We start from the raw sequence: 12107 nt of genomic DNA, 5'->3' as shown, positions 1-12107 counted from the left end.
TTACAGCGATGGAGAGCAAGCCATGATTAAATTTAAACAAAAGTCTATTTCAAAACCTGCCCAGACTTGCCGCGATAGCGTCGTCGTCAGAATGGCTGATGCGATGCGCGAAATGGCATTTTCAGGCGAAAACGTCTCCCCCGATACATTGGCACATTATGGCTTCACCCACGACATCGTGGAGAAGTTTGGCGAACGTGCTGTCGCACTCGCCCGCCGCCTTTCTGTGCGTCAGGTCGCCAGCCATGCATAACGATATCCGTTTTCACACCGAAGTTGACGGAGGCTTCCACTTGCCAGCGGCCTACAAGTCACATGACGGACAACTAAAGCAGATTTTAGCGATTGCCACTCTGCTTTCTGGCACCGCATGCGCTGCAATCTTAGCTGTCAATATTTTCGGCTGATCAAATCAAGTGTCGAAAAAGAAGGCTCTGCCCAATCTGAAACAAGGCGTTTCAGACGATGTAAGGCAAGCAATCTTAGACACGGTTTATCTGCAATGGCGTGATGCTCGCGAGGTCGAGCTAAAGCCAGAGCAAATATTAGACGCCCTTATTGACGGCCTAATGAGAGCCACAGCCGATCTCATTACACACACCGCCGCGCCGAATAGGCGCGAAGCGATCCCGCGCATAGCGGCAGACAGACTTGTCCAGGCATTCAAATCCACCCGCGAGAGGGAATTAAACCGTGATGACCAAGACATTGGCGTTCAAGGGCTTTGACGCTCAACTTCGGTGCCGCAACTTCCAGTTTGAATTGAATAAAAGCTACACGCATGACGGTCCAGTTATCGCGTGCGAGCAAGGCTTTCACGCCTGTGAATATCCTCTTGATATTTTTAAGTATTACGCTCCTGCAACAAGTCGCTTTGGCGTGGTCGAGCTTTCTGGCGAAACCAATAAAGAAGGTAGCGACACCAAGATTGCCGCCGCAGAAATCACCATCAAGTGTGAGCTGAAAATCCCGGAGCTTGTTGCAGCTGCCGTTCGATACATCATTGACCGGACGAAGCGCGTGGACGGCAATCATGCGACCGGAGAGCGTGAACTGATCAAAGCACATGGCGACAGATCTGTTGCGACTGTGACAGGCCAGTGGAGCGCTGCCACCGCATCGGGTGATCGAAGCGCTGCCACCGCATCGGGTGATCGAAGCGCTGCCACCGCATCGGGCGACCAGAGCGCTGCCACCGCAACAGGACTGCGGAGCGCTGCCACCGCAACAGGACTGCGGAGCGCTGCCACCGCATCGGGAGATCAGAGCGCTGCCACCGCAACAGGATGGCGGAGCGCTGCCACCGCATCGGGCGACCAGAGCGCTGCCACCGCAACAGGTTATCAGAGCGCTGCCACCGCAACAGGACTGCGGAGCGCTGCCACCGCAACGGGTATCCAGAGCGCTGCCACCGCATCGGGTGACTGGAGCGCTGCCACCGCATCGGGTGATCGAAGCGCTGCCACCGCAACAGGATATGAAGGCAAGGTGCGGGGCAAGGAAGGCTGCGCCCTCTTCCTCGTCGAGCGGGACGAGAGAATGGAAATCGTTTCCGTTTGGTCAGGCATCGCAGGCCGTGACGGTATCAAGCCCGACACATTTTACACGCTCAAAAGCGGACAGCCTGTCGAGACAGACTAATGGCCAGATCCCGCAAAAAACCTCCAATCACAGCGGAGCGCGTTGAAAATGCGCTCGATACGCTCGCGAACATTATGGCTGGCGCGCCAAAGGGCGAAGCCGTCCTCATGGTCCCACTTTGGAAGCGACTGGAATCCGAATTGGAACGTTTGCGGGATGCAGAAGACGTAGTCACCAAAGCACTCAATCGCGTCAAATCACGAGCGCAAGCGGCTTAGTAAAGAAGGGAATTAGGATGACAACCCAGCACCAAACGAGTGTTCTGAACAGCGACGTTAATGGTAGCGACTTTTTTCTTAAGATCACGGTTGCTAACCTTCGCAAGGCTTTAAACACAGTAGCCTGCTCATCGTCTTACTTGCCTATTCTTAATATGGTGAAGTTTGACGGAGCGACGATGACAGGAACCGATTGCGATGTCCGAGTTAAAGCGGACATTGATGTTCTCGAAGTGCGTGGAAAAGCGCTGGCACCGCGCAGCGAACTTTCATCACTCACCGACAACTTGCGCCCGGAAGCAATCATTACGCTCAGCAGCCACACGAAGGGTATCAAGGCCGATATTGATGGCGGCTCGTACATCCTGCCCAACTGCGATTCGGCAGAATTTCCGGAGTTTTCCTTTGTGGCAACACACAGTTACGACAACTTGCCGAAACAGTTTACCAAGGCGATACGATTTGCTCTTGGATCTGTCAGCCACGACGATGCGCGATTCTATCTTCAAGGTGTTTGCATTCACAAGGATCTGGACGGTACTTTCCTCGCAGTCGGCTCAAATGGACACATTCTTTCCGCGCATCCACTCGGTTTAGACGCTACCAATCTTTTCGGCTCAATCATTCCGACTGAAATTGCGAGACGCATTTGCAACCTTCCAGTACCTCAGCGCGTCGAGATTTCGGAAGATAAGAAGCTGGCCTTTTACTACTCAGGCCTAACCATTCATGCGCGATTGATTGATGCGTCATATCCAGACTGGACGCGCCTGCCCTACCGCATAACCGAAGCGCACAAGGCCGTCACAGTCGAGAGAAAGCCTTACCTGAAAAGACTGCTTCGCATGAATGCAGTGATTAAGACATCAGAGGATAACACTCACATATGGCTAACAAGCCAACCTGATGCACTTGAGCTTACCGGCACGAATAGGGAAGGTTTTGAAGCGACTGAGATTTTAGCGGTCGGTGCAGGGTCCGCAGATCTTTCGTGCAAGCCTCGATACAACGCTCATTATCTCATCCACCTTGCGCATTCGACGCAAGGTCAAACCATCACGATCAATATTCCTAACGATTTTGAAGCGGCCATCATCCATGGAGAAGGTGACGGCTTTCATCTTCTGATGCCGGTCAATCCGAAGAAAGCCAAGGAAGATCGGAAGAAAAAACAGCAGCGAGAAGCTGGCAAGGGTGGCACGGCATGACTGATCTACTAGACAAGGCAATAACCGCATTCAATGCGCTTCCGCCAGATCAGCAGCGGAAAATGCTCGAAGAGACACGCAAATCCTTCGCTGAAAACAATGTGGCGTTTCTGGATACTATGAACCAGAATGGGAAGAGCAGGACGCGTGGTCAGCGTTAGAAGATGCCGTGCGGGACCACTTCAGCGAGTTCGACGGCGAAGACCTTGTTCCGACTCGCGTATTTCCAACGATTGCCAGCATATTTCAGGCTGCACGCGAAATGATTGTAGCCACCCACTCAACATTAAGCAGGGAGAAATATCTCTGACATCAAACAATCGTCGAATTAAATGGAAGCGCGATTTTTTGCATTTCGTCGCGCCGCCATTCCAGAGATCCACCCATTCCATATCGCGGCCTATCAATTGCATGACCCATTAATATGCGCCGCAACTCATCGTCCAAACCAGCCTCTTTCATCCGATCTTCAAACGAGTGCCGGAATGAATATATTTTGTGAGCTGTTGTCGGGAAGAGATTGTTTTCCTTGAAGTATTTATTAAGTGCTGCTGATAGATCATCCTCACGATTTCGATATCGTGGGAAGCCATGTTTATGCCTCTTAAATACTTCCAGCGCTACGCCTACCAATGGAACGATACGCTCAGATGAGCCGGTTTTGATCTCACGAGGATCATCCGGATCATCACGAGGTTCTATCGCGATATGCGGGATTTTATGCGATAGGCGAATCGCTGACGGTGTCAGGTTTGCCAATTCACTTGGCCTTGCACCCGTCTCTATCAGAGCCAAAACGATACCGCGCGCCTCATCGTTCAACGTGGCAAGGTTGCCGGGCTTCATAATCGAATCAATCAACCAGTCGCGCGGGAACGGCGGACGTGAACGCTTTTTGCGTGACGCATAGCTGAGACGCGAGAAAGGGTTCTGCCTGCTCTCTTCACCGATGTAGGTGAAATAAGCCTCATAGAGCACACGCATGTTGCCAATGTCGCGATTCCCTGATGATGCCGAGTGCGTGGATTTTCCGTCTTTTGGCGCTATTCGTTCCAGCCAATGCTTATAGAGCTTCATCGCATCATCGCGGGTGATGTCATTCATCGCCTTGTCGCTGACAATGCTGATGAAGTTATTTACCGCACGCAGCTTAACTTTTTTCCATTGTGCTTTTTGCAACGCACTTTTGTTTACCAGCTCATCAGGCACGATCTCATCACAGTAAATCTCAAATGCTTTGCTAACGGTGACAGCCGGTACAGGAATGCCGCCAGTTACAGACTGCGAAAGCTCCTGCGGCATGCGTTGACTGACAACCATATCCAATCGCGTGAGGATCTCATCGAGCGACGAGTTTGCGGCCAATGACTGCGATGAACGATATGTTAGTCCGAGCGCTTCAACACGCTTCATTGCGGACTCATATCGCGCACGCGCTGGATCTCGCGGTTCATCCAGAACCATCGATGCCCAAAGAATATTGTCAGCCTCTTCCATCAGATCGCGCTTGATACGTGCGAGTGCCAGATCGTCTGTCTTGAGAGATGTTCGAATAGTGGGTGCACGATCATCAGCGTGGACCAAATTACCCGGTACGCGGCGGCGATAATAGTAATTATCCGCGCGTAGAAACAGGAAGCGATCCGGGTCTTTCCGAGAAGAAAATCGCGCCATAAAACACCCCCAAAAGTGCGATAAAAAACTCATCGCGTGGCGCGTTTTGTATCACAATTTCGGCGTTAAATGTAAATAGCGATTGTGAGGCAATTTGAATTACCCAATAATTACAGTGGCTTAATGTGATTTGACCATTTGAAAAATGGTGCGGTCGGCGGGACTTGAACCCGCAAGCCTAAAAGGCGACGGATTTTAAGTCCGTTGCGTATACCAATTTCGCCACGACCGCAGCATGCGCATTTCTATGTCATGATTTGTGAAGCAAATTCAAGCCGTTTCCAGCATTTGCAACAACTGGTTTTGTTGACAGTGTAATTTTTTGAAAGAGCGCTCAAGAAATATTCAACAAAACGCTGGCAACGAATTTGGCGCATATCAGTTATTGCGAAACGAACAATCGCGCATTTCGCCCTCCAAGAGGATTCCGGTTGGAAACACAGAGAAAATCAGTTGCAGCATTCGTCTGCCGGGGATTAACTGTGAAGACACAGAATGGAGTCTGGGCATGACGAATACCGCGCAGCGGGCCGTAACGGCTGCAATGCTTGCCATTGGCGATGAACTTCTCTCAGGGCGCACAAAAGACAAAAATATTGGGCATCTGGCCGATGTTCTGACCGCAGCAGGCATTGATCTCAAAGAAGTTCGTATCGTTCCCGATGATGAAGATGCGATAGTTTCTGCTCTTAATGCGCTGCGCCCCGGTTTTGATTATGTCTTTACGTCAGGTGGCATCGGTCCCACCCATGACGATATAACCGCAGACGCTGTATCACGCGCTTTTGAAGTGCCTTGCATCTATGATGAAAAGGCAATGGAAATGCTTGCTGCCAATTACGCCAAGCGTGAACTGGAATTTACAGAATCGCGAAAGCGCATGGCTCGCATGCCGCAAGGCTCTGAGCACATCGATAATCCCGTATCGACCGCACCCGGATTTCATATTGGCAATGTCTATGTCATGGCAGGCGTGCCTTCGGTATTCCAAGCCATGCTCGACAATGTTCTGCCGACATTGAAAACGGGCCGAAAACTGTTCTCAAAAGCCGTTCGGTGTCCGTTTGGAGAAGGCGTGATCGGAGCGCCGCTGGCGGCGATCCAGAAAGAAAATCCTGAAACGATCATCGGTTCTTACCCGAAATTCGAGAATGGCAGGTTCAGCACTGAACTGGTCGTGCGTGGCAGCGATGTCGCCAAAATCGATATCGCTGTGGCTGAGATCGAATCCATGATTGCAAACTTGCAGTCTCAAGGGGCTGCGTGAATTAATGCGGAATCTCTGAAGTCTCTATAACCATCTGTTCCTAAGCATTATTCCACAAGACACTGCGCCACAGTTTTGTTGGAAATACTCATATGCTAAAATACAAAAATAGCCGGAAGGAGAACTAATATGTCCTACAAGACGGTGGTCGCCTATTCCCGCAGTGAAGCCGAGTTGAAACGGGTTCTATCTGCAGTTGGGCTTCTGATGAACAGAATGCCTGACATTCACGTCATCGGACTTTACTCTGTTCCCTCTCCTGTTGTGTATGCCGATCCAAACGGATTTATAGATCCCGGCATGTTTGAGTTGCACGACAAGCAGCATAAGGAAATGTCCGAGCGTCTGCAGCAACTGTTTGAAGAAGAGATGCGTCGTCAGGGCGCAAATCATGAATTCCGCGTTACGCGCTCTGAAACAGGCACTGCAGCTGACGGCGTTCTGACGTCCTGTCTTGGTGCTGAATTGCTGGTTGCCGGTCAGCCGGACCCGGACGATCCGGCAACCAATGATGAAACTGCCGATACACTGGTGTTCAATTCCAGCTGCCCCGTTCTGTTGGTGCCCTATGCGCCAGTTCACACGATGGAAGCACTGGATCGCATCGTCGTTGCGTTTAATGGCAAGCGAGAGGCCGCGCGCGCAACTTTTGATGCTCTGCCTCTGATGAAGCGTGCAAACCGGACGGAGATTGTCTGGGTCGATCCGCCAGAACGTGAAGGCGAAGACGAAGCCCTTGCTGGCAGCGAACTCGCAGAGGCATTGTCACGGCATGGGCTGGATGTCACCATCACCCCGCTAGCATCGCATAATCGTTATGCACAGGATGTGGTGCGTGAGCATATCATCGCGCAACGCGCCGACCTTTTGGTTATGGGGGCCTATAGTCATTCCAGACTTCGTGAGCTGGTGTTTGGTGGTGTGACTCGCGCCATGCTTAATGACTTGCCGATCCTGACGCTGTTCTCGCGTTAGATCATTCTCTTTGAACGCTGGCCTGTTCTCACTGGTCAGCGTTTAGTTTTGAGCAATTATTCAGTTTAAAGTTAGCAATGTGGGGGCTGCGGTCTCACGCCGCTCTTGCAACATAGGCTTATTTGCGGTTATCAGCATTTCCCGGCGCTGAATGTGCCGGGCGGAAAGCCTTTCTATATCTGTGCTGCATGCATTTAGGGTGCTGTGCGCGCATGAAGGAAAGCTGCAGATCCAGACAGTTCAGCGCGACTGGCAATTGTCATCGCGCATTTTTGGTTTGACAGGTCCGGAGTGAAACCCCCGGATTTTCCATGGAGCGTTTCAATGTCGTTGCCCGATAAAGCCTTTCCCGTTTCCTGGGATCAGTTCCACCGTGATGCCCGCGCCCTCGCCTGGCGTATTGCCGATATGGACCGCGAATGGCGTGCCATTGTCGCGATCACACGCGGTGGATTGGTCCCAGCTGCTATTGTTTGCCGGGAGCTTGGCATTCGTCTGATCGAAACGGTCTGCATTGCATCCTACCACGACTACACGTCGCAAGGTGATATGGAAGTCCTTAAGGGCATCGGTGCGCCGCTTCTCGAAAACGGCGGCGAAGGCGTGATTGTTGTCGATGATCTGACCGACACAGGCAAAACGGCCGCTATCGTTCGCGAAATGATGCCAAAGGCTCATTTTGCCACGGTTTACGCGAAGCCAAAGGGCCGTCCGCTTGTTGATACTTTTGTGACTGAAGTTTCGCAGGACACCTGGATTTATTTCCCATGGGATATGGGCTTTACCTATCAGGAACCTATTGCTGGCGGAAAACGCGGCTAAACGAAAATAAATGAAAGCAGATTGCGGTGGTAAAACTGCCGCAATCACACTATATTGAAAGTCTGCCGAAACTAGATGGAGGCGGATTGCAAGGTACTGATTTGAAACTGCGCGACCGTTAATTTCAGCAAGCCCTTAAAAATAAAAGCGTTTTCAGCTTTTTATTATTTGGCGTTGTTGAACAAATTCATTGTCATTTTGGCGAATCAATCCATTCTGTTTGGAAAATGGTGGGACTTTCGCAGTGAAAACACAGGCTAAAAAATTTGTTGCAACGGAGAAGCGTATTCTGACGCCTTCCGGTCGCTTGCAACAAGTTGCGGCACTTGTGTATCGCTACGAAGCGCATGAGTTGCAGGTTCTGGTTATTACCAGCCGCGGAACCGGTCGTTGGGTGATTCCTAAGGGCTGGCCACAAGTTGGCCGCACACTTGCAGAGACGGCAGCTCGTGAGGCTTATGAAGAAGCTGGCGTGCGTGGCGATATTTCGCCTCAGCCAATTGGAAGCTTCGACTATTGTAAGAATGATCTTCCGCCGGAATGCATCAACCAGTTTACGGTTGCGGTCTACGCGCTGCATTTTATCGAACGTGCCAGGGATTGGCCGGAACGCGATCAGCGTGTTTGCGAGTGGGTTTGCCCGCGTGAGGCGGCTGAACGCGTTGATGAAATGGATCTCAAACGCATTCTTCTGGATTTCGACGGTTCGCGACTGGCGATTGCCGCCGAATAATGGCGTCTTACTCTCATCGTGACGGCTATATCCAAACCATCTTATAAATTCATCCATAGTTTCTATAAGTATAAAAATATGCCAGGATATTTCTGGCATGTCTTGTTTCTATACTGAAAACTTATCTGGGTAATATTTTAAAGGATGAAAATTATTTCTCAATAAATCCATAAAAAATTGGAACGCAATTCACATCTCTACGTTTATTTAATGCAACCGAGCGTATAAAGGAGATGGTTATGCTTAGAACAACACTTCTGACAACGACGTGTGCACTGTTTATCGGTGGATCAGCTTTTGCACAGACTGCAACTCCGGCACCGACCGAAGCAGCGCCAGCAGCCGAGCTTCCGGTTTCATCCCAGAACATGTTTGGCAGCCCGCCTTCTGAAGATGCCGATAAGGTTGGGTTTGTCGAGGCGATGGATGGACAGATTCTTGTATCGAGCTTTATCGGTCAGACCGTCTATGAAAGTGACGCGACTGATGCTGCTTCCGTGGGTAAGCTCAATGATCTGATTGCCAGTCCTGAAGGTGAAATTCAGGCAGCTATAATTGGTGTTGGTGGCTTCCTGGGTGTGGGCGAGAAAGATGTCGCCGTTAGTCCTGATCAGTTGCAGCTCGCAACGCGAAGCGATGGCAAAAAGTGGTTGGTTATAAAGGCCACGAAAGAGCAGCTAACCGAGGCACCGACTTTTGATCGCTCTGCACTCTTTGCTGATGGTGTGGCGGACAAAGCTGCAACGGGCAAGACAGACGCTCCTGCGATGGATGCGCCGGCGGCTGATCCTGCTCCGGCAACACCCGCTCCTGCGCAGTAATTTCAAATCGCTGTGTTCCTGTATGGGTAGAAGTCCCGGCCTTTCGGCCGGGGCTTTTGTTTGAAATAACGCCCAACGGTTGATTTCAACAGTTCATACACGTACCACTGTCGCACATTCACCAAATCATTCTGGCCATTCATCGGGGCCAAACCAATTGGGAAAATCTATTGTCGGAATTCTTTACTGCCCATCCCTGGGCGCAAACGGTTGCAACACTTGGCGGTCTTTTTCTCGCAGCATTTGTCGCCAATTTTCTAATCAAAGCGATTTTACTGAAAGTTCTGGACCGGGTCGTGCAAAGAACTGCATTTGGCCAGGATGAGGAACTGAAGCAGCACGGTGTTGTTGGCCATCTGGCAAATATTGTTCCGGCATTGATTATTTCGTCTGGTATTGCCGCTGTGCCAGGGTTGCCGCAAACAGCACTGACAATAATCAGCAATGTTGCAACGGCATTCATTATTCTGACCCTCGCATTCACGGTCAGTGCGGTATTAAGCGTCGTGGACACGCTCTATAGTCGTCGTGAAGAAGCGAAAGATCGCCCGATCAAGGGCTATGTTCAGGTCAGCAAGCTTGCCATCTATATCGTGGCAGTTGTGCTCATCATCGCCACGCTGTTGGATCGCTCACCGATCATTCTTCTCTCGGGTGTGGGTGCCATGGCTGCAGTACTTATTCTGGTTTTCCAGGATACGCTGTTGTCGCTGGTAGCCAGTATGCAAATCGCCTCCTCCAATATGGTGCGTGTCGGCGACTGGATCGAGATGAAAAATCTCGACGCCAATGGTGATGTGGTTGAGATCGCGCTTTATACGGTGAAGGTACAGAATTTCGACAAGACCATTACGACCATTCCGATCCGTAAGCTCATCACTGAACCAATGAAAAATTATCGCGGAATGCAGCAGTCGGGCGGACGGCGCATCAAGCGTGCACTGTTCATTGATCAGGCTACAATCCGATTTTTGACTGAAGATGAGCGTCATAGTCTAGCTTCGATTAATCAGCTTACCGAGTATCTATCGAAGAAAGAAAAGGAAATCGCCGATTGGAATGCAAAGCTTGGCGACAAGGCAAAGAACCCTGTTAACACCCGCCGCTTTACCAATATCGGCACATTCCGTGCTTACGTTGAAATCTATCTGCGCAATCATCCCGGCATTCATAAAGGGATGACTTTGATTGTGCGCCAGATGGACCCAACGCCGGATGGCTTGCCGCTAGAAATCTACTGCTTCACCAATACGACAGCTTGGGCTTCTTACGAGCAAATCCAGTCAGATATTTTCGATCACCTTTATGCGGTCATGCCGGAATTCGGTCTTAATCCGTTCCAGAATCCGAGCGGCGGAGATTTTCGCAAGCTCAATCTGGTTGATCTGAAGTCAGATCACTGAAGAGCTTTGGCGACAGCTGCCTGAAGTTCTGGAACCTTATATCCAGTACGTGAAGGTGTGAGGCCGAGACGGACAATGGCCAGCTGCATTGATGGAACGATAAGAATGCTTTGCCCATCGTGCCCAGATATCCAGAAGGCATCAGACGGGATGCCTTCTGTGCCGACAAGCACCCCTGCACTTTGCAGCCATACTTGCGCCGATCCGTAGCGCCCTTGTGAAGCTTTGGATGGTTGCCGCATGAAATTTACAAAGTCGTCTGGCAAAAGCTGTTTGTCGCCTGTTCTTCCATTGTCGAGAAGGAATCGTGCAAGATAAAGCCAGTCACGTGCATTTGCATAGAGATAGGAGGAGCCAACAAAGATGCCGCTGGCATCGGGCTCCAATGTTGCGCTCGCGATGCCCAACGGCTCGAAGAGTGCTTTCTGCGCATAAGAGAATGCCTCGTCACGACTGTCGAAACTGTCCATATAGAGCTTTGACAAGATGTTAGCCGTGCCGCTCGAATAGTTGAATTTTGCGCCGGGCTGCGCTTCAAGCGGCAGAGAAGCGGCAAATTCTGTCATATTGTTTTCGAGAAAAAGCATGCGCGTAACGTCAGTTACATTGCCATAGTCCTCATCGAACTTAAGACCACTTTCCATGGCCATCAGGTCTGCGAGCGTGATCCTGGCACGGTCGTCATTGTTCCATTCCGGCAATAAATGGTCACGCTTCAAATCCATGCGGCCTTCGGCGATACGCATGCCGATCAACGTTGCCATAACCGATTTCGTCATGGACCAGCCGAGCAAAGGCGTGCTGGCATCAAAGCCCTCGCCATAGGTTTCTGCAATAATTTTACCGTCCTTGAGAACAGCGATTGCCCGCATTCCAGGTCCCGCTAGTGCCAGATTTTCTACGATGTTCTGGATTGCCGGGTTGATGGCTATGTCCGATACAGCTGCTACAGCATCCGCTGGTATCTGCAAATTGGGACGCAAATCTTCATCATGGACATTGGCGCAGCCCAGCCCCGGTCGATAAACAGCTTTGCTCGGCGCAAAGAAGCCAAAGATATGTGCGGTAACACTCTGATCTGCATCATTCACTGAAACGTTGAGATATTTCAGCAGTGGATGCCCCGGTGCCTGTACATCATCGGCAAGCACTGCCTGTGCATCTCGATTTGCCAGAAAGACATTGGAGCAGACAATTTTGGCGGCATAGCCGGTGCCGACTTTAAGAAGCTCAGGAGGTCTGAAACCCAGCCATAAAACGATGCCAAGGGTGGCTAACAGGACAATGGAACCGGTAACTTTCAAAAAGCGTTTCATATTCCCTCCCATGTCGCGGATGACTGAGA

The 12107-nt window shown here is 50.8% G+C and carries 13 protein-coding genes and 1 tRNA gene; 11 read left to right on the top strand and 3 right to left on the bottom strand.

Annotated elements, in window-relative coordinates:
* Positions 1 to 22 precede the first annotated feature (22 nt).
* From CEV32_RS11470 to CEV32_RS23690, 5 genes are all read left to right on the top strand, one after another.
* A complete protein-coding gene (locus tag CEV32_RS11470) occupies positions 23 to 253 on the top strand; it encodes a hypothetical protein (RefSeq protein WP_094577246.1) in 231 nt (76 codons plus the stop codon).
* 443 nt (positions 254 to 696) lie between these two features.
* On the top strand, positions 697 to 1641 hold the full coding sequence (locus CEV32_RS11460; protein ID WP_094577244.1) for a DUF7666 domain-containing protein: 945 nt from the start codon (positions 697 to 699) through the stop codon (positions 1639 to 1641).
* Positions 1641 to 1859: a hypothetical protein gene (locus CEV32_RS11455; RefSeq protein WP_094577243.1), complete on the top strand. Its 219-nt coding sequence runs from the start codon at positions 1641 to 1643 to the stop codon at positions 1857 to 1859. Before CEV32_RS11460 ends, CEV32_RS11455 begins: the two co-directional genes overlap by 1 nt.
* Positions 1860 to 2038: 179 nt before the next feature.
* Complete coding sequence (locus CEV32_RS11450; protein ID WP_167382791.1) at positions 2039 to 3067, top strand: DNA polymerase III subunit beta; 1029 nt, start codon at positions 2039 to 2041, stop codon at positions 3065 to 3067.
* Complete coding sequence (locus CEV32_RS23690) at positions 3064 to 3228, top strand: hypothetical protein (protein ID WP_167382790.1); 165 nt, start codon at positions 3064 to 3066, stop codon at positions 3226 to 3228. Before CEV32_RS11450 ends, CEV32_RS23690 begins: the two co-directional genes overlap by 4 nt.
* A gap of 151 nt (positions 3229 to 3379) precedes the next feature.
* Here CEV32_RS23690 and CEV32_RS11445 read toward each other — a convergent pair whose 3' ends face one another.
* On the bottom strand, positions 3380 to 4741 hold the full coding sequence (locus tag CEV32_RS11445; protein ID WP_094577241.1) for a tyrosine-type recombinase/integrase: 1362 nt from the start codon (positions 4739 to 4741) through the stop codon (positions 3380 to 3382).
* Between the two features lie 146 nt (positions 4742 to 4887).
* A tRNA-Leu gene (locus tag CEV32_RS11440) sits at positions 4888 to 4973 on the bottom strand.
* Between the two features lie 276 nt (positions 4974 to 5249).
* On the opposite strand from CEV32_RS11440, the gene CEV32_RS11435 reads away from it, so the two are divergent.
* From CEV32_RS11435 to CEV32_RS11410, 6 genes are all read left to right on the top strand, one after another.
* A complete protein-coding gene (locus CEV32_RS11435; protein ID WP_094577240.1) occupies positions 5250 to 6008 on the top strand; it encodes a competence/damage-inducible protein A in 759 nt (252 codons plus the stop codon).
* 129 nt (positions 6009 to 6137) lie between these two features.
* Positions 6138 to 6983, top strand: coding sequence for a universal stress protein (locus CEV32_RS11430; RefSeq protein WP_094577239.1), 846 nt, complete (start codon positions 6138 to 6140; stop codon positions 6981 to 6983).
* 324 nt (positions 6984 to 7307) lie between these two features.
* On the top strand, positions 7308 to 7805 hold the full coding sequence (gene gpt / locus CEV32_RS11425; protein ID WP_094577238.1) for a xanthine phosphoribosyltransferase: 498 nt from the start codon (positions 7308 to 7310) through the stop codon (positions 7803 to 7805).
* Between the two features lie 244 nt (positions 7806 to 8049).
* On the top strand, positions 8050 to 8538 hold the full coding sequence (locus tag CEV32_RS11420; protein ID WP_094577237.1) for an NUDIX hydrolase: 489 nt from the start codon (positions 8050 to 8052) through the stop codon (positions 8536 to 8538).
* Between the two features lie 239 nt (positions 8539 to 8777).
* The gene (locus CEV32_RS11415; protein WP_094577236.1) at positions 8778 to 9359 is read left to right on the top strand and encodes a PRC-barrel domain-containing protein; all 582 of its coding nucleotides are present in this window, start codon (positions 8778 to 8780) and stop codon (positions 9357 to 9359) included.
* Positions 9360 to 9529: 170 nt separating this feature from the next.
* Complete coding sequence (locus tag CEV32_RS11410) at positions 9530 to 10762, top strand: mechanosensitive ion channel family protein (RefSeq protein WP_094577235.1); 1233 nt, start codon at positions 9530 to 9532, stop codon at positions 10760 to 10762.
* Here CEV32_RS11410 and CEV32_RS11405 read toward each other — a convergent pair.
* Positions 10756 to 12090, bottom strand: a complete 1335-nt coding sequence (locus CEV32_RS11405) for a serine hydrolase domain-containing protein (protein ID WP_374882418.1) — start codon at positions 12088 to 12090, stop codon at positions 10756 to 10758. The two genes, CEV32_RS11410 and CEV32_RS11405, sit on opposite strands and share 7 nt — an antisense overlap.
* Positions 12091 to 12107: the final 17 nt, after the last annotated feature.

The organism is Brucella rhizosphaerae, from assembly GCF_002252475.1.
Taxonomy (GTDB): domain Bacteria; phylum Pseudomonadota; class Alphaproteobacteria; order Rhizobiales; family Rhizobiaceae; genus Brucella; species Brucella rhizosphaerae.
The sequence above is the reverse complement of the archived record's forward strand: the minus strand, read 5'-3'. Positions and strand labels throughout refer to the sequence as shown.